The sequence below is a fragment of the uncultured Phenylobacterium sp. genome (assembly GCF_902826855.1).
Classification (GTDB): domain Bacteria; phylum Pseudomonadota; class Alphaproteobacteria; order Caulobacterales; family Caulobacteraceae; genus Phenylobacterium.
This window is the reverse complement of record NZ_CADEGK010000068.1, coordinates 1-21,272: the sequence shown is the minus strand read 5'-3', so window position 1 is coordinate 21,272 and position 21,272 is coordinate 1. Positions and strand designations below refer to the sequence as shown.

Sequence of the window (21,272 nt, the reverse complement as noted above, 5' to 3'; positions counted from 1 at the left end):
CCCGCCCGGCAACTCCAGAAAGACGCTCAGTTCGTGAAGGAACAGGTTCGATGATGAAATCCGCCGCCGACGTCGAGCGCGAGGTCGAGACCTCGCGCAGCAACCTCGACCGCACCATGGAAGCCCTGAAGGACAAGATGACCCCCGGGCAGCTGTTCGACGAGGCCTCGCGCGCCTTGGGCTCCACGGGACAACAGGTGTTCTCCAAGTTCGTGGAACAGGCCAAGGAAAACCCCATGCCGCTGGCCGTCATGGGCCTGGGCCTCGCCTGGCTGATGACCAGTTCCGGGAAGAAGCACAGCTACGACTATTCCAGCCATGAGCCACGGTCCTTCGAGCCCACGGGCTACGACGCCGAGTCTGGCCGGTACGGCCTCGCCGGCGCAGCTGATGGCATTGGCGACAAGGCCTCGGAACTGGCGGCGGGGGTCAAGGAGAAGCTATCCGACGCCAGGCACCGGATCGCCGATGCCGGCGCTTCCGTCGGCGAACGCGGCCGCTCGGCGGCCCACGGCCTGAACTCGGCCGCCCACACTGCCGCGGACGAGGCCGGCCAGTACCGCGACCGGGCGCAAAGGACGTTCAGCCGCACTTTGGAAAGCGAGCCCTTGCTGATCGGCGCAATCGGCCTGGCGGTCGGGGCGGCCATCGGCGCATCCCTGCCGCACACAGATATGGAGGACCGCAAGCTCGGCCCGCTTCGCGACAAGGCGCTGGAGAAGGGCAAGGAACTCGCGGAGGGCACGATGCAGCAGGCCGGCGAGGTGGCCCAGGCCGCCTACGGCAGCGTCAAGGACGAGCTGTCGAATGCCGATGGCGGCGATTTGAAGGACCGCGCGCAGAACGCCGCGAAGTCCGCGGTTCAGGCCGCCCGCGACGCGATGCCGGGCGCCGAAAACGCTCAGGGTGGCGGTCAGGGCCAGGGCGCGACCCAAGTCACGGCCAGCCCGGAGCTGCGCAGCAGCCAGGGCACCGGCGGTCAGGGGTTCCCGACCTGATAGCTCGCTAAAGCTCCTCCCCGAATATTCACGGGGAGGAGCGTTGCGAGGTCTGTGCCGGGTCAGCTTGCGGCGGCGGCCGGTTGGGGCTTCATGGCGGCAGTGTCGAAATAGTCGGCCCAGCGGGTGATCTTGCCGTTCTGGTCCACCTCGAAGATGCCCATCACGCGGGCCTCGATCAGGGTCTTGCCCGCGCCGTCCATCAGATAGTCGATGCGCTCTGTCAGCACCTTGTTGCCGTTCGCGGCGACCGCGAGGTTCTCCACGCGAAGCGACTCGATCCCGCCCGCGCTCATCCCCGCCATCAGCGCCAGGGCTTGGTCGACGCCCTTGGTGGTGGACAGGCCAACGTTCTCCCAAACGGTTTCAGGCGTGAACCACTTGCGCACGGCGTTGGCGAAGCCGTCCTTGCCGTCGGCCCAGGCGTCGAGGAACTCGGTGACAGTGTTGGTCGGATCACTCATGGCGTCTCTCCCGCGGGTCATTGGTCATCGGCGATAACCCACGCGGCTGCGGGGGTCCAGACGCCTCACCGGGGCGGCAGCAGGCCGTCCGCCTGGTAGCGCGCGAACCACTTGGCGAACATCTCGTCGGAGTAGAGCACTTCGCCGAACCCCGCCGCGCGCACCTTTATCGACGACATCGCCGACCCCGGCCGGACCTCGGCTGACCTGGGCGCAAAGACGAAGTCTGCAAACTGGAACGACTGGCCGATGAAGGCCTCGAGCCCCGGCGACTTCAGACCGTACTTCTGCCGAATCGCGTCCCATTCGGCGGCCATGCCGGGCAGTTCCTCGACGAAGCTGGTGGGACGATCCGGGCCCACCTGCATGCCCAGCGCCTCGGCGATCGCCGGCCACTGGTCCTTCAGGGCAAAGACCTCCCCATTGGTCACGTTGAAGGTCTGGTTGCGGGCCGCCGGGCTCTGGCCGGCCCAGTCGAAGCAATCGGCCATCAGGTCGGTGTCGGTGGCCTCCAGCAGGCCGCTGAAACCGCCCGGGTAGGACAGCGGCAGACCCTTCTCCTTCAGGAGCGCCGCATACACCCCGATGGCCGCGATCAGGTTCATCGCCCCGCCGACGCACATGCCCACCACGAGCGCCGGCCGGATCACCGTCCAGCCCCAGGGCCGCCCCATCTGGCGGGCCTTCAGGTAGTCCTCCTGCTCCCAGTAGAAGTTCGGCACGTCGCGCGCCTCGTCGCGATCTTCGCGGGCGCCCGGCCGCATCCGGCCCACATGCACGCCGTAGGCCTTAGGCCCCTGCAGCAGGACGATATTGGCCAGGTTCGGCGCCGCGCGGTCGATCGGCTCCACCAGATTGCGCAGCATCAGCCCGTTGCGCTTGATGTGGCTCTCCTGCAGCCAGCCGGCCACCAGGTCCGGCTCCTCGTGCAGGGCGGCGAACACCACCTGGGTCACGTCCGTCAGGCCCGACAGCGCCTGCGCGCACGCCGCGGTGTCGGCGAGGTCGAGCGCGATGAAGTCGGCGCCGTAGGTGTCCGGCGGCCGGCGGCGTGAGACGGCCGTGGTCTTCACGCCCGCCCGAGCGAAATGCTCCATCGCCGCGCGGCCCACCAGGCCTGTCGCGCCCGCCACCAGAACGTGCCGCTGCATCGCGCCCTCCCTCGAGTAGTCCTAGGCCGGGGTGATGGTGAACCCGACGCGCGGGAAGTGCACGTTCACCTCGCCAACCTCAGGCGCGCTGCGGCGCACGGTGACCGTATCGGCGCCCAGGCTGACCAGTTCGCCAACGCAGGGGTCCTTGCCATAGTCGTCGGCGGCCACCGACACCCTGGAGCCCAGCTTCAGGCCCAGGGGATCGTTCCCAAGCGAGGGCGGCGGCGTGGCGGGCGTCGCAGCCTTGGCCACCGCCAGCGCTTGTTCCCCGTCGGTGTCCTTGCGGTTCCCGGCCCCGATCGCGTTCACCCGCTGGGACCACGCGACCAGGTTGGTGAGGTCCGCCAGCTTCGGGTGCATCCCGCCGTGCGCCGCACCGGCGAACTGCAGCAGGTAGAACACCGAGGCGTCGGCCTGGGTCGGCGTATCGCCGGCCAGGAACTTGCGTCCGTCCGCCAGGTCGTTGTTGAACGCGCTCAGGTGCGCTCGCATCACGCTCTCGGCATAGGGGCCGGCCGCGGCCATCGCCGCAGGATCGAAGGGCGCGCCGCTCATCGCCTCGCGGTCCTTGGCGAAGGCTTCGTCGATCTGGATGGCGGTGTTGCCGCCGAACACCAGCGGCACGGACAGGCCGAACAGCACGCGGTCGCAGAGCACGGAGACGGCGTCGGAGATCCCCTGGCCGATCCCGCCCTTGGTGGGATGGCGGCGCTCCAGCTCGTGCAGGATCGCGCGGGTGTCGCACCAGATGTCGGCGCCGATCTGCATCACCGGGATCTTGCGATAGCCGCCGGTCAGCGGGATCAGGTGCGGCTTGGGCATGATCACCGGCTGGGCGCACGAATACCAGGTCAGTTGCTTGATCCCCAGCATCACCCGCGTCTTGGCCGAGAACGGCGCGAACCCGTCGTACTGGTGCAGGATGATGTCGGTCGGTCCGGCGCTCATGGCGATCTCCCCTGTTTTCGTTGGGGAGGCTCTAGCCGACAGGCGCGCCGCGGTCATTGGGATTTGTACCGCGCCCCAGAGATTGGAACGGTCGTCTCAGCCTGGCGCCGCCCCGGCGCTGTTCCCCTGCGGCGAGCCGGTGATCCGGCAAACCAGCCCGTCGGGATGGAAGTCCAGCCGGACTTCGCCGCGCAGGTCGGTTGCCAGGCCGCGTTCCAGGAGGCGGCTGCCGAACCCTCGGGCCGCCGCCCCCGGATCCGCGCGTTGGCGAACCTAGGGTAAACCTCCTCATTCGGGCTACAACTTGATCGTGTAAGATACTCTTGTGCGGCCTTTGCGGGCGCCTGCCCGTGTCCCGGGTCCTAGTGACAACCCGCGCTCTTTCGCGGCAGACTTGCGCCAAGCCAACAAGAGGCCACCCCGATGCCCATCCTCGGTCCCGAGCACGATCTTCAGCATCCTGTCGAAGGCGACAGCGCCTGGAGCGAGTCCTACTACTTCAACGCCTACGATCCGGACGAGGACATCGGCTTCTATTCCCGCGTCGGCATACGTCCGAACGAGGGGTACATGGACCTCGGCATGTCGCTGTGGCTCCCGGGCCAGGAAATCGCCCACATGGGCGGGCGGCGCGACCAGAAGACCATGACCGATCGCCTTCTCGAGGTCGGCGACATGAAATACGAGCTGATCGAGCCCATGAAGCGCTGGCGGATCGCGGGCTCAGGCGAAGCCCACGTGAGCGATCTCAAGACGCGCGCCACGCGCCAGGCGAAGATCTCGATGGACGTCGAGTTCCATGCGCTGATGCCGGCGATCGGCACGGACGGCCAGGGCAAGGAGGGCTCCGGCCCAAGCGCGGAGACGCGCAAAAGCGTGGGCAAGGGCCACCTGGAACAGGGCGGACGCTGGACCGGCGAGATCACAATCGACGGCGTCACGCACAGGCTCGGCCCGAACGCGCGCGGCAATCGCGACAAGTCCTGGGGTCCGCGCCGGTGGGGCGGGCCGAAGATGTGGCGCTGGTTCTCGATCAATATCGACGACGACACCCACTTCGGCGGCATCCGCATCGGCACCGATGCGGGTGATCTGCACCGGGGCTGGGTCTGGAAGAACGGGGCGCACGCCTCGATCGAGGAATGGCGCGTCAGGACGGAGCTGGAGGCCGACGGCGTGACCCAGAAGGTCTGCCACGTGACCGCCGTGGACAAGAACGGCGTCGAACACGCGCTGCGGGCTGACCTGCTGCGCGTCGCGCCTGGCGGGGGCACGAAGAACGGCACCGTGGTCAACGAGGGACTGGCGCGCTGGACCTACGAAGGCGTCACCGGCACGGGCATCGCCGAGTACCTGCACCAGTTCGACGCCGAGGGCCGAACCCGCGTCCCCATCGAGTGAGATGACCGGAGCCTGGGATGAGCCGAAGCCCTGCGGGCGCTCGGCCGCGCCATGCGCTCGGCTCTCAACATGTATGGCCGCGCCCGCCGTCGTGCGGCCGAGCTTTCAATGGCGCCCCCCGAAGCCCGGGTCAGCTCGCGCGGTCAGATCGAGCGACCCGCCTCAGCCCAGTAGGGCTCGCGCAGCTTGCGCTTGAAGATCTTCCCCGAGTCCTCCCGTGGCAGGGTGTCGGAGACCACCACCACGCGGGGCACCTTATAGCCGCTGACCTTCCCGCGCAGGTAGCCGCGCACGGCCTCGCCTTCGATCTGCGCCCCGGCGTGGGGCTGGACGTGGGCGCAGAGCGCCTCGCCGAACTCCTCGTCGGGGATGCCGAAGACGGCGCAGTCGGCCACGCCCGGCATGCGGATCAGTTCGGCCTCGATCTCCGCGGGATAGATGTTCACCCCGCCCGAGATGACGATGTCGGACGCGCGGCCGGACAGGTGGAGGAAGCCGTCAGCGTCGAGGTATCCCTTGTCGCCCAGGCTCACCAGCCCGTCGCGGTCGGCGCGGGCCCGCTTGTCGTCGTCACCGTTGTAGGTGAACTGCGATGTGGTGGGCCGCCAGCAGGCGACCTCGCCAATCTCACCGGCGGGCAGCGGCCGGCCGGCGTCGTCCAGGATCCGCAGGACGGCGCCCTCGAACGCCCGGCCGACCGTGCCGGGATGCGCCAGCCACTCCGCGCTGTCGCAGATCGTGATGGCGCTGGTCTCGGTGCCGCCGTAGTGCTCCCAGATCACCGGCCCCCACCACTCGATCATCGCCCGCTTCACCTCCGGTGGGCATGGCGCAGCGCCGTGCATGACGAAGCGGAGCGACGAGACGTCGTAGCGGTCGCGCACCTCCTGAGGCAGCTTCAGCAGGCGCACGAACATGGTCGGCACGGCCAGCACGTGCGTGACCTTCGACGCCTCGATCTCGGCCAGCATCGCCTCGGCGTCGAACCGCGAATGCACGATGACGTTCGCGCCCAGTCGGTAGAAGTGCGGCACGAAGGCGTTGGGCGTCGAATGGTACATCGGCGCGGCTGCGAGTGCGGTGATGTCGGCGGGGTCGATGCCCGCGTTCCCGAACAGGATGGCGATCATCCGTCCCGCTTCGGTCGCCTCGTGGGGGGTGGGCGGACGCCGCCGCACACCTTTCGGGCGGCCCGTGGTGCCCGACGTGTAGATCATCGCACCGGGCGACTCGATCGCCTCGGGCTCCAGCGGGACCGCGGCCTCGACGACCGCGCTCCAGTCGCGAGCGCCGTCGGGCGCCGGCGGATCGTCAGGCGCCACGCCATAGGCGGCCCGGATGTCGGGCGGCGTCGCGACCACCAGCACCGGGACGCCGGCGGGAAATGCCCCACGTAGCCCCTCGACCAGGTCGGAGTGGATCACCACCGCCTTCGGCTGGCAGTCGTGCAGGATGTAGTCGGCCTCGTCCGCCGTGGCGTGCCAGTTCACCGGCGTCACGTAGGCGCCGAGATACCCCGCCGCGACGGTGGTCTCGAGGAAGGCGAAGTCGTTACGCAGGATGATTGCCACCACGTCGCCAGCCCCGACGCCCAGCGCGCGGAAGGCGGCGGCCGCGCGTCGCGCGCGTTCCTCAACGGCCTCGCGCGGCAGGGTGCGGGCGCCGAAGGTAATCTGCACGCTCATTGCCGGTCTCCGTGTGGCGCAACGTCAGGGGCAGGCCATCACCGACGATATAAGGCGGAGATGGCGATGGCGATGCTCTCGACATCGAAGACCTCGTCGGCCGGAGTCGCTTCAAGCTGAGGCGACCAGCGGCGCTGGCGCCACCAGATGCGCCCCGGAGCGTTCCGCCGGAATGAGCAGACGATACGTCCGCGACCACAGCGTCGCCTGCAGACCTCGCTTTGCATCCTCGTCGCGAACAGCGGGCGCGGCTTGAACCCATCAACAGCGAGTGTTGAGCGCTGGGAGGCTGTCGTGGTCGGCGCCGGACCGACGGGGCTCACGGCCGCGACCTATCTGGCGCGGTTCCGCCGCCGCGTGCTGGTGCTGGACGGGGGGCCTTCGCGGGCGGACTGGATTCCCAAGAGCCACAACACACCGGGCTTCCCGCAGGGGATCGGCGGCCCGGAGCTGATCACGCGACTCCGGTCACAGGCTCAAAGCCATGGAGCCACAATCCAACCAGGCCGCGTCGAGACACTTCGCGCCTCACCGCAGGGCTTTCGGCTCGAAGGCGACTTTGCCCGCGTCGACGCCCTCACGGTGCTCCTCGCAACGGGGGTCGTCGATCATCTGCCGGCGATCGAAGGCCTCCCGGCGGCGATCCTTTCAGGCCGGGTCCGCATGTGCCCGATCTGCGACGGCTACGAGGCGATCGACCGGCGCCTCGCCGTGCTGGGTGAGGACGACCTCGTTCAGCGGGAAGCCGACTTCCTCCGCACGTACAGCCCGGACATCACCATCCTCAGGCTTGGGCCTGCGGGCGGCGCCGCGCCGGCCGAAGCGACCTGCGTGGCTCTGGAGCAACTGGAGATCGAGCCGGACGCGGTGGTTCTACGAAAGCCGGGCGAGGCCGCCCGGCGGTTCGACCACCTCTACCTCGCCCTGGGCTGTAGCGCTCAGGCGCAGCTGGCCGTCGCGGCTGGCGCCCGCCAGGATGAGCTCGGCAACCTGCTGGTCGACGCTCATCAGGCGACGACGGTCGACGGCCTCTACGCGGCAGGCGACGTTGTCCGCGGCCTGAACCAGATTGCCGTCGGCGCGGGCGAGGCCGCCATCGCCGCGACGGCTATCCACAACAGACTGCGCTCAACGGTGTGAGTATCGGCGAACCGTCCCACTTTTCGCCGCTCATTGTTTGCCGTCGAGGACTGCCCCAGCCGACGAGGGCGCGGCCGGCCGAGACGCCGAGGGGCGGCCAGGTCGTCGCGTATCGGAGGGCGGAAGCGGGCGTGACCCGCTCGGCCTGGGCGTGGACGGCTTGTCCCGAGCGCTGCGCTCCCTACCTGCACCGAGCATGCCTGTCCGTCCCGCCTTCAACCCGAGCTCAACCCTGCAGCGCCTCCTGGACGCTCCGATGCGGCCAGGGCGCCTCGCCTGGATCGGACTGCGCACGGCGCGCCGGGGTCCGATCGAGGTCGTCGAGGCCGCGCAGCTCTCGCCCGAGGCGGGACTCCATGGGGACAGGTATGGGGGACGCTCCGGCGGCAAGCGACAGGTGACGCTGATCGCCCGCGAGGACCTCGAGGCCATCGGCGCCTTTCTCGGACGGGACGTCGCGCTGGCGCCTGATCTCGTGCGGCGAAATCTGGTGACCGAGGGCCTGAACCTCAACGCCCTAAAGGGCCGCTGCCTCGCCATCGGTTCGGACCCGGCCCTCGCCGCGATCGTGGAGGTGACCGGTGAGTGCCATCCGTGTTCGCGCATGGAGGAGGTGCTTGGACCGGGAGGCTACAACGCCCTGCGCGGACGTGGCGGGCTGACCGCGCGGATCCTGCGCGCCGGCGTCATCCGGCGCGGTGACCTGGTCGCCCTGTGGGACGAGGACAATCCGTTCGCTGGCTCGCCTCTCGTTGATCGGGCGCTATAGTCGCCGAGGGGCATGGCGTGTCGAGTCTTGAGGACCTGGCGAAGCCGTTCGGGCTGAAGCCCGCCTCAGAGTTCGAGCCACTCATCGAGCTACGGAGCTCACCGCTTCCCTATTTCGCACACGCTGGCCCCAGGCCGTCGCCCCCTACTTGCCGTATCCCTGCGTCTTCCAGTGCTGGAATCCAGAGTCCTCGACGCCCTCTCCCTACGCCGGCTCGTAGTTGAGGATTGGCGCGAGCCACCGCTCCGCCGTGCGGAGATCCCAGTCCTTGCGGCGGGCGTAGTCCTCGACCTGGTCCTTCTCGATGCGGCCGACGCCGAAGTAGTGGCTTTCAGGGTGGGAGAAGTAGAGGCCGCTGACTGCCGCGGTGGGGAACATGGCGAAGCTCTCAGTCAACTCCAGGCCGGTGGCTGCCTCGGCGTCCAGCAGCCTGAACAGCGTGGCCTTCTCGGTGTGGTCGGGCTGGGCCGGGTAGCCGGGGGCCGGGCGGATCCCCCGGTACTGCTCGGCGATCAATGATTCAATGTCGAAAGGTTCGTCCGGCGCATAGCCCCAGAGCTCGGTGCGCACCCGCCGGTGCAGGGCCTCGGCGAAGGCCTCGGCCAGCCGGTCGGCCAGGGCCGAGGCCATGATCGCCGAGTAGTCGTCGTGCTTGTCCTTGAAGGCCTTGGCGATCTCCGCCTCGCCGTGCCCGGCGGTGACGGCGAAACCACCGATCCAGTCGGGCTTGGTCCCGACGGGTGCGATGAAGTCGGCCAGGGCCACGTTGGCGCGGCCGCCGTCGGCCTGGGACTTATCCTTCGCCATCTGCTGGCGGAGCGTATGCAGGCGCGCGAGCTCTGTCGTCCGGCTCTCATCGGCATAGACCACCACGTCGTCGCCATCGGAGTTGGCCGGCCAGAAGCCGATCACCCCGCGCGCCTCGAACCACCGCTCGCCGATGATCTTCTGCAGCATGGCCTGCGCGTCGGCGAACAGGTTCGTCGCCGCCTCCCCGACCACATCGTCCTCGAGAATCTGGGGATAGCGGCCGATCAGCTCCCAGCTGGCGAAGAACGGCGACCAGTCGATGTGGCGGGCGAGGTCGGCCAGGTCATAGGCCTGGAACGCGCGGGTCCCGGTGAAGCTGGGCTCGGGCGGATCGTAGGTCGTCCAGTCCGGCGTGAAGGCGTTGTCGCGGGCTTCCTTCAATGTCGAACGAGCGCGATTGCCCTGCCCGCGGGCGAACTGTTCGCGGACCTTGACGTACTCCGCCGCCGTCTCGGCCTGCAGGCGCACCTTCTCGGTGGGCGACAGCAGGCCGGAGACCACGCCGACAGCGCGGCTCGCATCCAGCACGTAGGTGGTCTGGCCGCCCTTGTAGCGGGGCTCGATCTTCACCGCGGTGTGGGTTTTCGAGGTGGTGGCGCCGCCGATCAGCAGCGGAATGGTCATCCCCCGCCGCTCCATCTCCGATGCCACGAAGGCCATTTCGTCCAGGCTGGGGGTGATGAGGCCCGACAGTCCCACGATGTCGACGTTGTGCTTCACCGCCTCATCCAGAATGCGGTCGGCCGGGACCATGACGCCGAGGTCGATGACCTCGTAGTTGTTGCACTGCAGGACCACGCCCACGATGTTCTTGCCGATGTCGTGGACGTCGCCCTTGACGGTGGCCATCAGGATGCGGCCCGCCTGCTCGCGCGGCTTGCCGGCCTTCTCGGCCTCCATGAATGGTTCCAGGTAGGCCACCGCCTGCTTCATCACCCGCGCCGACTTGACCACCTGCGGCAGGAACATCTTCCCGGCCCCGAACAGGTCACCCACCACGTTCATCCCGTCCATCAGCGGGCCCTCGATGACGTGCAGCGGGCGTGCGGCGCCCGCGCGCGCCTCTTCGGTGTCGGCCTCGATGTAGTCGGTCAGGCCGTGCACCAGGGCGTGGGTGATCCGCCCGCCGACGTCCTTCTCGCGCCACGTGAGGTCCGGCCCCTTGGCCTCCGACTTGCCGCCCTTGTACTTGGGCGCCAGCTCCACGAGCCGCTCGGTGTTGGAGATGTTGGTGCGCTGCTTGCGGTTGAGGATCACGTCCTCGACCGCCTCGCGCAGTTCCTCGGGGATGTCGTCATAGACCGGCAGGTCGCCGGCGTTGACGATCCCCATGTCCATGCCGGCGGCGATCGCGTGATACAGGAACACGCCGTGGATCGCGCGACGTACCGGTTCGTTACCCCGGAACGAGAAGCTCACGTTCGAGACCCCGCCGGAGATCCGCGCGTGCGGACAGGCCGCCTTGATCCGCCGCGTCGCCTCGATGAAGTCGACGGCGTAGTTGTTGTGCTCGTCGATTCCCGTGGCCACGGCGAAGATGTTCGGATCGAAGATGATGTCCTCAGGCGGGAAGCCGACCTGCTCGGTGAGGATCTTGTAAGCCCGCTCGCAGATCTCGACCTTGCGGTCGGCAGTGTCCGCCTGCCCGACCTCGTCGAACGCCATGACCACCACGGCCGCGCCATAGCGCAGGCAAGCCTTGGCCTGCTCGATGAACTTGGCCTCGCCCTCCTTCATGGAGATCGAGTTGACGATGGCCTTGCCCTGGACGCACTTCAGCCCGGCCTCGATCACCTCCCACTTGGAGGAGTCGATCATGACGGGCACCCGGGCGATGTCCGGCTCGGCCGCGATCAGGTTGAGGAAGGTCCGCATGGCATGGACCGAGTCCAGCAACCCCTCGTCCATGTTGACGTCGATGACCTGGGCGCCGGCGTCGACCTGCTGGCGCGCGACCGAGAGCGCCGCAGGATAGTCTCCATCGGCGATCAGCTTACGAAATTTGGCCGAGCCGGTGACGTTGGTCCGCTCGCCGACGTTGATAAAGGTGGGGCGCATTCAGCTCTACTTACTATGTCATGCCGGGCGTAGCGCAGCGGAGAGCCGGGACCCAGAGGCCTCGCGCACCGCTCCTGGGTCCCGGATCGGCCTTGCAGGCCGTCCGGGATGACGGGGTTTGTGGTTCTAAGCCAACTCGAACGGTTCCAGGCCCGCCAACCGCATCGCCTTGGCCCGCTCGGCCGGCTGGCGCGGCTTCATGCCCCGCACGGCGTCGGCCACGTGGCGGATGTGGTCCGGGGTGGTGCCGCAGCAGCCGCCCAGGATGTTCACCAGCCCGCTCTCGGCCCACTCGTGCAACTGGTGGCCGGTTTGGTGCGGCTCCTCGTCGTACTCGCCCATGGCGTTGGGGAGGCCGGCGTTGGGATAAGCCGAGACCAGGGTGTCGGCGACCCGCGCAAGGTCGGCGATGTGCGGGCGCATCAGGTCGGCGCCCAGCGCGCAGTTAAGGCCGATCGCGAACGGCTTGGCGTGACGCACGGAGTTCCAGAAAGCCTCCACCGTCTGCCCCGACAGCGTGCGGCCCGAGCGGTCGGTGATGGTGCCGGAGATCCAGATCGGCAGTTCCTCGTAGCCCTCGTCCTGCAGGTCGAGGATCGCCTTGATCGCGGCCTTGCAGTTGAGCGTGTCGGTAATGGTCTCCACCAGGAACAGGTCGACCCCGCCCTCGTGCAGCGCCCGGACCTGCTCGCGATAGGCCTCATAGACCTGGTCGAAGGTGACCTTGCGCGCGCCGGGATCGTTCACGTCGGAGCTCATCGACAGCATCACCGGCAACGGGCCGATGGAGCCGGCGACGAAGCGCGGCTTGCCCGGCTCTTTCGCGGTCCAGCGGTCCGCGACCTCGCGGGCGATGCGGGCCCCTTCAAAGTTGATGTCCCACACCGCCGCTTCCATGGCGTACTCGCCCTGGCCGATACTCGTGGCCGAGAAGGTGTTGGTCTCCGAGATGTCGGCGCCCGCGGCGAAGTACTGGTCGTGCAGATCCGCGATGATGTCCGGCCGGGTCAGGCAGAGCAGGTCGTTGTTGCCCTTCATTTGGCCGGGCGCATCCTTGAACCGCTCGCCGCGGTAGTCCGCTTCGGCCAGGCCACGCTTCTGGATCATGACGCCCCAGGAGCCATCGAGGATGAGCACACGCTCCTTGGCGGCCTGTTTCAGCGCCTTGATGCGGTCTTGGCGGTTCATGCCGCGGCCTCCTGGTGAGGTTGGTTCGGGGTCTCGCGCACGCCCAGTACGCGGCAGATCGCGTAGACCAGGTCGGCGCGGTTGAGCGTGTAGAAGTGGAAGTCGGAATAGCCCTCTTCCAGCAGCCGGGCGCACATCTCGGCGGCGACCGAGGCGGCCACCAGCTTGCGGGTCTCCGGGTCTTCGTCCAGGCCGTCGAACAGGTTGGCGAGCCAGCCCGGCAGGCTGACCCCGATGCGCGCCGACATGTTGGCAAGGCCCGAGTAGCTCGAGACCGGCATGATCCCAGGCAGGATCGGCACGGTGACGCCGGCCTTGCGAACGCGATCGATGAACCGCAGATAGCCGTCGATATCGAAGAAGAAGTTGGTGATCGCCCGCGTCGCGCCGGCGTCGATCTTGGCCTTCAGCACCTCGATATCGTGGTCGATCGACGGGCTCTCGGGGTGGATCTGCGGGTAGAGCCCGACGCTGACGTCGAAGGGCGCGATCGCCTTGATGCCGGCGGTCAGCTCCGTGGCGTTGGCGTAGCCGTCGGCCGGTGGCGTGTAGGCGCCCCCCAGCGAGCCTGGGGGGTCCCCGCGCAGAGCCACGATGTGGCGGATGCCAGCGTCCCAGTAGTCCTGCACGACATCGTCCACCTCACCCCGGCTGGCTTCGACGCAGGTCAGGTGCGCGGCAGGCTTCAAGGTCGTCTCGTTCAGCATGCGCACCACCGTGCGGTGGGTGCGTTCGCGGGTGGAGCCGCCGGCCCCGTAGGTCACCGAGACGAAGGAGGGGTTCAGCGGTTCAAGTCGGCGGATCGCCTCCCACAGGCTCTCCTCCGACTTGGGCCCCTTGGGCGGCGAGAACTCGAAGGACACGCTGGGGCGCGGGCGACCGCCGATGCCGGCGCGCGCGACCGGTCCCAGGGAAGCTCCAGGCCCGTCAGTGGCTCGGCGTTGCGGGCTCATGCCGCGCTCCTCAGTTCGGTCGGCGCACGCAGCGCGGCCCAGATCTTGACGGTCAGGCCATCGGCGCGGACCGGCGGCAGCGATTGCAGCGCCACCTGCGGCAGGCCGGCGTCGGCCAGCCAACGGCCCATCTCTTCGTCCGAAAACCCTAACCGCCGGTGTTGGTGCTGCTCGCGCAGAAACTCGTGCCGATGCGGCGCGAAATCGACGATGATCAGCCGCCCGTCCGGCGCCACCACGCGGGCGGCCTCGCGCACCGCGGCGGCCGGATCGCCCAGGTAATGCAACACCTGGTGGACGACCACCAGGTCGGCGCTGGCGTCGGGCAAGCGGGTGTCGAAGATGTCGCCGTGGCGCAGCTCCACGTTCTCCAGGCCCGCCTGAGTGGCGTTGCGCCGGGCGATGTTGAGCATCTGCTGCGACAGGTCGAGGCCCACGGCCTGTTCGGCGCGCGGCCCCAGCAGCGTCAGCATGCGCCCCGTGCCGGCGCCCAGGTCGACGAGACGGCGGAACTGGCCCGGCCCGGCGGCCTCGACGATCTCATCCTCCACGTCGGCGTCGGAGACGTAGAGCGAGCGGATCTGGTCCCACTGCGCGGCATTCTCGGCGAAGTAGGCCTGCGCGGCGGCGGCGCGCTCGGCCTGCACGTCGTCCAGCTTGCGCCGGTCACGGGCGAGCGAGGGGTCATCCGGATTGATCCGCGCCAGCACCTCGCCCACCACCTCGTGCTGCCGGCCTGCGCCGGTAAGGCGGTAGAACACCCAGGCGCCGTCCGGGAACCGTTCCACCAGCCCGGCCTCGGCCAGCAGCTTCAGGTGGCGCGAAACCCGCGGCTGGCTCTGGTCCAACACCCGACACAGCTCCAGCACCGCCAGCTCCTCACGCTGGAGCAGCGCCAGGATGCGCAGGCGTGTCGGCTCGCCGGTGGCGCGCAGGACGTCGACAGCTTGCTTGGCCGAGAGTTTCATCACACATAAAGATATCTTTATATGTATGGACGTCAAGCCCTACCCACTGCGAAGCGCTGGAAGGTACAAGCTTAGGGAACCGGCGAAATCACCGGTCGACCGGCCAGGAACTGCCGGATGTTCTCCAGGGCCAGACCCACCATGTTGGGGACGCCCTCCGTCGTGCCGCCCGCACGGTGCGGGGTCAGCAGCGTGTGCGGTACGTCCGTCCAGCGCTCGGCCGGGGTCGGCTCGGTCTGGAAGACATCTAGCGCCGCCCGGCGCAGACGCCCGTCCTTGAGGGCGGCGATCAAGGCGTCCTCGTCGATCACCGAGCCGCGGGCGACGTTGACGATGATGCCGTCGGGCCCGACCGCCTCGATGACCTCGCGGCTGACCAGCCCCTCTGTCGCCGGACCGCCCGGACAGGCCACCATCAGGATGTCGCTCGCCTGCGCCAGGGCCAGCAGGCTCTCGGCGCGCGGCCACGGCGACTCCTTGGGCCGCGGACCCCACCAGGCGACCTGCAGCTTGAACGGCTCGGCCCGCTGGGCGATGGCGCGGCCGATGTACCCCAGGCCTACGATCCCCAGCTTGCGGCCGGTCAGGCTGGGCTGCGGCGCCATCCGGTCCTCCATCCGCCAGCGTCCCTCGCGGATCGCCCGGTCGTGCTCGTGCATGTCGCGGGAACTGGCCAGCAACAGGCCCATGGCGTGGTCGGCCACGTCGTCGGCGTTGACCCCGCCGGCATAGGTCACCTCGATGCCGCGGGCGCGGCACCAGGGCACATCCACACCCTCGTACCCGGCGCTCACCACCGCGATCAGGCCAAGGTTTGGCAGGCCCTCCAAGAACTCCGGCGTCAGCCGCGTTTCGCCGACGTGAAACAGGCAGCGCGCCCGCGCCCGCTCGGCGTCGGTCAGTTCCCAGGCCAGAGCGACGTCGAACCCGCCGCGCTCCACCGCCGGCTTCAGCCCGGCCAGGAGCCGCGCGGAGATCACCACCAAAGGCTCTGACATGGCTCCCCCTTAACCTCACGCGTCCGGTCCTATAGCAGGGCGGCATGCGGCGGATACTCGTCATCGGCAACTCGGGCGCGGGGAAGTCGACGCTCGCGCGGAAGCTTGGCGACAAGCTCGGCCTGCCGGTGATCCATCTCGACATCCTGTTCTGGAAACCGGGCTGGGTGGAGAGCGACGACGGCGCCTTCCGGGCGAGGACGGCCGAGGCCATCGCGGCGCCGGCATGGGTGTGCGACGGCGACTTCGGAAGCAGCCTGGACGTGCGCCTGCCGCGCGCGGACACAGTGGTGTGGCTGGATCTCCCGGTGTTCCTCTGCCTGTTCCGGGCGATCTGGCGGGTGTTCGCCTATGCCGACGGCGGCCGGCCCGACATGGCCGAAGGATGCCGCGAGTCCATCGACTTCAAGTTCTACCACTACATCCTCACCTTCAACCGCTGGCGGAGCGGACGGATCGAGGCGTCCCTGGCGGAGCACGCGCCCCACGCCCGTCTCGTACGGCTGCGCAGCGATCGCGAGATCGCGGCCTTCCTCGCCCAAGCTTGACTTGAAACCGGCGCTCTGCGCGTAACCCGGTCCGGTGGGCCCGCGCGGCGGCCTCAAATCGGCTCACCCCGCCCCATGCGCTTTGCGCAGGTCGATGGCCCCGTGCCTGCTGCTGATCCCGGTTTCCCATGCCTCTATTCGCATCCCCGCTCTGGCGCGAACGTGACTTCCTGCGCCTCTGGGTCGCCCAGTCGGTCTCCGACTTCGGGTCCCGCATCACGCGCGAAGGCCTGCCGATCGTGGCGGTCGTCGCGTTGGCCGCCGCTCCCGGCCAGCTCGGCGGGCTGGCGGCCCTAACCACCGCCGCGGGCCTGGTGATCGGCCTCACCATGGGCGACTACATCGACCACGCATCGCGCCGGCGCCTCCTGATCCTGTCCGACCTGATACGCGCCGCCGTGCTGATCAGCATCCCGCTGGCGGCGTGGTTCGGCGCGCTGACGATGCCACACGTCTATGCGGTGGCCGCCCTGGTGGCCGCCGCCAGCGTGCTGTTCGCCATAGCCGACCACGCCTACCTGCCGAGCCTCGTCGGCAAGCCGCTGGTGCTCGACGCCAACGCCAAGATCTCGGCGAGCGAATCCGTGGCCGAGATGGGCGGTCCGGCGTTGGCGGGCCTGCTGTTCCAGGTGCTGACCGCGCCGTTCGCGATCGCCGTGAACGCGTTGACCTACCTGGTCTCCGCCGCCTTCCTGGCCGACATCCGCACACCCGAACCCCCGCCGCAAGCCCACCGGCGGCGGGGCTGGTGGAACGGGTTGGTCACGGGGGCGACGGCGGCCTGGCGCGAGCCGCGGGTGCGCACCCTGTTGGTCATGACCGCCACTGGCGGCCTGTTCGGCGGCTTCTTCAGCGCACTCTACATCGCCTTCGTGCTGCGCGACCTCGGCCTGGGGACGGCGCTGATGGGTCTGGGCATCGCCGCCGGCGGCGTCGGCGCCATGATCGGGTCAGTGCTGGTCCAGCCGATGGCGCGCTGGCTGGGCGTGGGGCCGGCGATCGTGGTCGGGGGCGTGCTCTCCGCGCTGGGCACCATGCTGCTGCTCTTCGCGCCGCACGATCGCGCCGGGGCCATGACCGCTCTGGTGGTGTCGCAGGTCCTGGGCGACGCCTTCGGCGTGGTCCCGTTGATCCTCGCGGCGAGCCTGCGGCAGAGCGTACTGCCCGGCAACGTGCTGGGCCGGGTCGGCGCGACCTTCGGGGCTGTCTCCGGCGCGGGCGCGGTCGTCGGCGCCCTGGCCGGCGGCTGGCTCGGTGGGGCGCTGGGCATGCGGACGACCCTGTTCATCGCGATCGCCGGCCTGATGATCGGACCCTTCTACGGCCTGTTGACGCCTGCCCTGAGGCGCGTTCGCCAGATGCCGGCCGAGACGCCTGAACCTGCGGACTAGGCCCCGAAGATCCACCCCGCCGGCAGGCTCGACAGCTGCACCCCCGTCAGCACCATCTGCCCTCCGCCGCCGAAGTCGATTACCGTGTCGCCGCCCACCTGGCTGATCGCCGGTGCGGCGCCGGGCAGGAGCAGGACGCGGTCGCCCTCCTCGATGTCGAAGTCGGTCACCCGGTCAAGCTCTGCGCCGCTCCAGGCGTGGAAGACGTCCGCACCCTCCCCGCCGGTCAGGGTGTCTGCGCCTCGGTCCCCCGCCAGGAAGTCGTCCTCGCCGCCGCCAAGGACCACGTCGTCGCCCTGGCCGCCACGGATCGTGTCGGCGCCCAGATTGCCGTTCAGGGTGTCGGCGCCGGTGTTGCCCTGGATGGCGTCGCTCTCCAGGCTGCCCGCCACCGAGTCGCTCCCGTCGCCGCCGAGCATCGTGTTCGGTCCGCCGGTGTCGCCAAAGGTGTCGTTCCCGCTGCCGCCCGAAAGGACGTCACGTCCGAAGCCGCCCTGCAGGCTGTCGCCACCGCCACCGCCTGCCAGGCTGTCATCGCCCGCCTCGCCCGCCAGGATGTTCGCTGCCTCCGATCCGGTGAGCGTGTCGCCGAACGCCGATCCCCGCAGGTTGTCGATATCGACCAGGGTGTCGATGCCCAGCCCCCCGCCCACCGCCTGCGCGCCCGAGATGCCCAGGCTCACCGTCAGGCCGGATGTGGCGGCGTACTGCGGCGGGAACTCGAGGTTCAGCTTGGCCACGCTCGTGTTGTAGGCGGCCCAATCCGACCGCGGCCCGCCGACGAGGACGTCGTCGCCTGCGTCGCCGTGCAGTTCGCCACCCGCGGCCCCCGCGCGAAGCGTGTCGTTCCCGGGCCCGCCGAACAGCTCCTCGCGGGCGTTCTGGCCTCCGCGCACGACATCGTCGAAGGAGGAGCCAAGGACCCCGGTGAGGTTTCGCAGGGTGTCGATCCCCGCGCCGCCGCCCACCGCCTGCGGACCGGTGATCGACAGGTCGACGCTCACGCCGGAGGTCGCGGTCAGATAGCCCGCCCAGACCGTGGTCGTGGCGCTGGCGTTGCCGTCGATCATGTCGGTCCCGGGACCGCCCTCCAGCACGACGTAGGCCAGGTTCAGCGGGAACGGCGGCGCGTGGGTCAGGGTGTCGTCGCCGTTGTCGCCGAACAGCAGGCCGCCGTAGCCGTAGGTAAGCGAGATCGAATCGTTCCCGGCCCCACCGCGCAGGGTGTCCGGCATGGCGTCGTCACCGAACATCAGCCCCGAGACGATCGTGTCGGCGCCCGGGCCGCCGGTTATCAGGTCGATGCCAGGGCTGCCGGTGATGCTGTCGGCGTCAGCGGTTCCGGCGATAGTGTCGTTGAAGCGGGACGCGCCGATCACTGCCATGCCGGCAGGATAGCCGGCGCAGGTCGATCAACAAGCGTAGCCGCCAAGTGTCGGCCGCGCGGCGCCTACGCCGCGACCAGCCAGCCTTCGGGCAGGCTCGACAGTTGCACGCCGACCAGGACCATCCGGCCCGCGGCCATCTCGATCACCGTGTCGGAGCCCTCCTGAGAGAGTGTGAAGGCCGTCTGCGGATCCAGCTGGACGCGGTCGCCCTCGCTGGCGTTGAAGCCCATCACGAGATCTTCGCCGGCGCCCCCGGAAGCCACGATGACGTCGGCGCCGAGACCCCCGTTCAGCGTGTCGTCGCCCAGATCACCGGCCAGGGTATCGTTCCCATCGTCGCCCCGCAGGAGATCGTCACCCTCGCCACCTTGGATGGCGTCGTTGCCGTCGTTCCCGCCGACAGTGTCGTGGCCGAGGTCGCCGAAGGCGAGGTCGTTGCCGGCGCCTGCCAGCACCGTGTCGTCGTCCTTGCCGCCCCGCACCCAGTCGTCCCCGGCGCCGGAGAAGAGGGTGTCGCGCCCCATGTTTCCATTGATGTCGTCGTGCTGGGCGCCGCCCGTGGCGTAGTCATCGCCTTCGTCACCGCGCAGGTAGTTCAGGCCCTCGCCCCCGTCGATGGAGTCGTTGTCGAGGCCGCCGAACATCTGATCGCCGCCCTCGCCGCCCCTCAGCGTGTCCTCACCCTCAAGGCCGTGGACCGTGTCCGCCCCGTCGCCGCCGTCGAAGTGTTCGGCCGATGCGCTCAGCATCGCAGCCTCGCCCTCGGACATGTCGGTGGACAGCGACCCGCCGCTCACCGCGCTCACGTCGATGCCGGCGAGCTTGACCACGGAGTCGGTCCGCGGCGCGAAGACGAAGACGTCCGCCCCCACCTTTATGGAGGCATACTCGAACCCCTCCCCGAACGCGGTCTGGGCCAGGTCGAACGCGGCGGTGTAGTCGGCGGCGACGCCGGCGAAGAGGGAGTCATCCTCGGGCGGCAGCGCGTCGACGAAGATCAGGCGGTCGTCTAGCGACCAGTCCGCGATGACGTCCGTAGCCCCGTCCGGGTCGGAGAGGGCGTCGATCGCCGAACTGTCAGCGAACTCGACCAGGAACAAGTCGTGCCCGCCGCCGCCACTCAGGGTGTCTGCGCCGCGACCACCGGTGATGGTGTCGTCGCCGTCCACGCCGATGATGACGTCAGCCTCATCGGAGCCAATGAATTCAGCCATCGCGCCCTCGCAAGCTTCAGCGTAGACGCCGGTATGTCGCAGTTAGGCTTTATGAGTTGTGAATCGCGGCCGCCACGCACGGCGCGATTTCCGTCGCCACCCTCGCAGGTGTCGGCCTCTGGTGGCGGACACGAGGTCATGGCCCGCCCGACGGCTGTCTCGACCCCGCCGGGTCCGAGGGGCGACTCGCGCGCCGTATCCCTGGGCGCCTAGCGCGTGAACTTGTGGAACTTGATCCTGTGGGGGATGAGGCTGTCGGCGCCCAACCGGCGCTTCTTGTCTTCCTCGTACGCTTCGAAGTTGCCCTCGAACCACTCCACGTGGCTGTCACCTTCAAAAGCCAGGATGTGGGTCGCCAGGCGGTCGAGGAACCAGCGGTCGTGGCTGATCACCACCGCGCAGCCGGCGAACTCTTCCAGCGCCTCTTCCAGGTTCTGCAGCGTCTCGATGTCCAGGTCGTTGGTCGGTTCGTCGAGCAGGATGACGTTGCCGCCCTCGGTGAGCGTCTTCGCCAGGTGGACGCGGTTACGCTCCCCACCTGAGAGTTGGCCGACCTTCTTCTGCTGGTCGCCGCCGCGGAAGTTGAAGGAGCCTACGTAGGAGCGGGTGTTGATCTCCCGCTTGCCGACGGCCAGCACGTCCAGGCCCTGGCTGACCTCCTGCCAGACGGTCTTGGCGGGATCGAGGGCGTCGCGGCTTTGGTCGACATAGGCCAGCTTCACCGTTTCGCCGACGCGGAACGTGCCGCCGTCGGGCTGTTCCTGCCCGGTGATGATCTTGAACAGTGTCGACTTGCCGGCGCCGTTGGGGCCGATGACGCCGACGATCCCGTTGGGCGGCAGGCTGAACGACAGGTCCTCGAACAGGACCTTGTCGCCGTAGGCCTTGGACAGGCCCTTGGCCTCCAGCACCAGGTTGCCCAGGCGTGGGCCCGGCGGGATCTGGATGGTGGCGGTGCTCTGCGCCTCGCGGGTGTTTTCCTGGGCCCGCACCATTTCGTCGTAGGCGGCCAGGCGGGCCTTGGACTTGGCCTGGCGGGCCTTGGCGCCTGAGCGCACCCATTCCAGTTCGCGGGTCATCGCGCGTTGCCGCGCCGTGCTCTCGGACTGCTCCTGGACTACCCGCTTGGTCTTCTGCTCAAGCCAGCCGGAATAGTTGCCCTCGTAGGGGATGCCCTTGCCGCGATCGCGTTCCCGC

At 69.0% G+C, this 21,272-nt stretch carries 18 protein-coding genes; 6 read left to right on the top strand and 12 right to left on the bottom strand.

Features of this window, described 5'->3' with window-relative positions; genetic code table 11:
• Positions 1–50 precede the first annotated feature (50 nt).
• The gene (locus QZV94_RS11260; protein ID WP_293677966.1) at positions 51–998 is read left to right on the top strand and encodes a DUF3618 domain-containing protein; all 948 of its coding nucleotides are present in this window, start codon (positions 51–53) and stop codon (positions 996–998) included.
• Between the two features lie 62 nt (positions 999–1,060).
• On the opposite strand, the gene QZV94_RS11255 is transcribed toward QZV94_RS11260, so the two are convergent.
• The 3 genes from QZV94_RS11255 to QZV94_RS11245 all read right to left on the bottom strand — a co-directional run bounded on the left by QZV94_RS11255 (position 1,061) and on the right by QZV94_RS11245 (position 3,564).
• Positions 1,061–1,462 (bottom strand): limonene-1,2-epoxide hydrolase family protein, encoded by a 402-nt coding sequence (locus QZV94_RS11255; RefSeq protein ID WP_293677965.1) that lies wholly within the window; start codon positions 1,460–1,462, stop codon positions 1,061–1,063.
• Between the two features lie 65 nt (positions 1,463–1,527).
• Positions 1,528–2,613 carry an SDR family oxidoreductase gene (locus QZV94_RS11250; RefSeq protein WP_293677964.1) on the bottom strand — a complete coding sequence of 362 codons (1,086 nt, stop codon included), beginning with the start codon at positions 2,611–2,613 and terminating at the stop codon, positions 1,528–1,530.
• Positions 2,614–2,634: 21 nt separating this feature from the next.
• Positions 2,635–3,564, bottom strand: coding sequence for a glutathione S-transferase family protein (locus QZV94_RS11245; protein WP_293677963.1), 930 nt, complete (start codon positions 3,562–3,564; stop codon positions 2,635–2,637).
• A gap of 423 nt (positions 3,565–3,987) precedes the next feature.
• Between QZV94_RS11245 and QZV94_RS11240 the strand changes: the two genes are divergently transcribed.
• Positions 3,988–4,965, top strand: a complete 978-nt coding sequence (locus QZV94_RS11240; protein WP_293677962.1) for a hypothetical protein — start codon at positions 3,988–3,990, stop codon at positions 4,963–4,965.
• A gap of 143 nt (positions 4,966–5,108) precedes the next feature.
• Here QZV94_RS11240 and QZV94_RS11235 read toward each other — a convergent pair whose 3' ends face one another.
• A complete protein-coding gene (locus QZV94_RS11235) occupies positions 5,109–6,650 on the bottom strand; it encodes an acyl-CoA synthetase (protein WP_293677961.1) in 1,542 nt (513 codons plus the stop codon).
• Positions 6,651–6,902: 252 nt separating this feature from the next.
• On the opposite strand from QZV94_RS11235, the gene QZV94_RS11230 reads away from it, so the two are divergent.
• Both QZV94_RS11230 and QZV94_RS11225 read left to right on the top strand, forming a co-directional pair.
• Positions 6,903–7,790, top strand: coding sequence for an NAD(P)/FAD-dependent oxidoreductase (locus QZV94_RS11230; RefSeq protein WP_293677960.1), 888 nt, complete (start codon positions 6,903–6,905; stop codon positions 7,788–7,790).
• 196 nt (positions 7,791–7,986) lie between these two features.
• On the top strand, positions 7,987–8,559 hold the full coding sequence (locus QZV94_RS11225; RefSeq protein ID WP_293677959.1) for an MOSC domain-containing protein: 573 nt from the start codon (positions 7,987–7,989) through the stop codon (positions 8,557–8,559).
• A 204-nt stretch (positions 8,560–8,763) separates the two neighbouring features.
• Here QZV94_RS11225 and metH read toward each other — a convergent pair whose 3' ends face one another.
• From metH to QZV94_RS11200, 5 genes are all read right to left on the bottom strand, one after another.
• Positions 8,764–11,427 carry a methionine synthase gene (gene metH, locus QZV94_RS11220; RefSeq protein WP_293677958.1) on the bottom strand — a complete coding sequence of 888 codons (2,664 nt, stop codon included), beginning with the start codon at positions 11,425–11,427 and terminating at the stop codon, positions 8,764–8,766.
• Positions 11,428–11,553: 126 nt separating this feature from the next.
• Entirely contained in the window at positions 11,554–12,615 is a 1,062-nt protein-coding gene (locus tag QZV94_RS11215) for a homocysteine S-methyltransferase family protein (RefSeq protein WP_293677957.1), read from the bottom strand.
• Positions 12,612–13,568 (bottom strand): methylenetetrahydrofolate reductase [NAD(P)H], encoded by a 957-nt coding sequence (metF, locus tag QZV94_RS11210; RefSeq protein WP_293677955.1) that lies wholly within the window; start codon positions 13,566–13,568, stop codon positions 12,612–12,614. Before metF ends, QZV94_RS11215 begins: the two co-directional genes overlap by 4 nt.
• Positions 13,565–14,536 carry a metalloregulator ArsR/SmtB family transcription factor gene (locus tag QZV94_RS11205; RefSeq protein WP_293677953.1) on the bottom strand — a complete coding sequence of 324 codons (972 nt, stop codon included), beginning with the start codon at positions 14,534–14,536 and terminating at the stop codon, positions 13,565–13,567. Before QZV94_RS11205 ends, metF begins: the two co-directional genes overlap by 4 nt.
• Positions 14,537–14,607: 71 nt before the next feature.
• Complete coding sequence (locus QZV94_RS11200) at positions 14,608–15,534, bottom strand: 2-hydroxyacid dehydrogenase (protein ID WP_293677951.1); 927 nt, start codon at positions 15,532–15,534, stop codon at positions 14,608–14,610.
• A 44-nt stretch (positions 15,535–15,578) separates the two neighbouring features.
• Here QZV94_RS11200 and QZV94_RS11195 point away from each other — a divergent pair, with 44 nt between their 5' ends.
• Complete coding sequence (locus tag QZV94_RS11195) at positions 15,579–16,082, top strand: hypothetical protein (protein WP_293677949.1); 504 nt, start codon at positions 15,579–15,581, stop codon at positions 16,080–16,082.
• A 128-nt stretch (positions 16,083–16,210) separates the two neighbouring features.
• A complete protein-coding gene (locus QZV94_RS11190) occupies positions 16,211–17,473 on the top strand; it encodes an MFS transporter (protein WP_293677947.1) in 1,263 nt (420 codons plus the stop codon).
• On the opposite strand, the gene QZV94_RS11185 is transcribed toward QZV94_RS11190, so the two are convergent.
• The 3 genes from QZV94_RS11185 to QZV94_RS11175 form a co-directional block, all read right to left on the bottom strand.
• Entirely contained in the window at positions 17,470–18,858 is a 1,389-nt protein-coding gene (locus QZV94_RS11185; protein WP_293677946.1) for a calcium-binding protein, read from the bottom strand. The two genes, QZV94_RS11190 and QZV94_RS11185, sit on opposite strands and share 4 nt — an antisense overlap.
• A 65-nt stretch (positions 18,859–18,923) precedes the next feature.
• Positions 18,924–20,075 carry a calcium-binding protein gene (locus tag QZV94_RS11180; protein WP_293677945.1) on the bottom strand — a complete coding sequence of 384 codons (1,152 nt, stop codon included), beginning with the start codon at positions 20,073–20,075 and terminating at the stop codon, positions 18,924–18,926.
• Positions 20,076–20,284: 209 nt separating this feature from the next.
• Positions 20,285–21,272: ATP-binding cassette domain-containing protein (locus QZV94_RS11175; RefSeq protein WP_293677944.1), on the bottom strand; the 988-nt coding region annotated here is incomplete at its 5' end.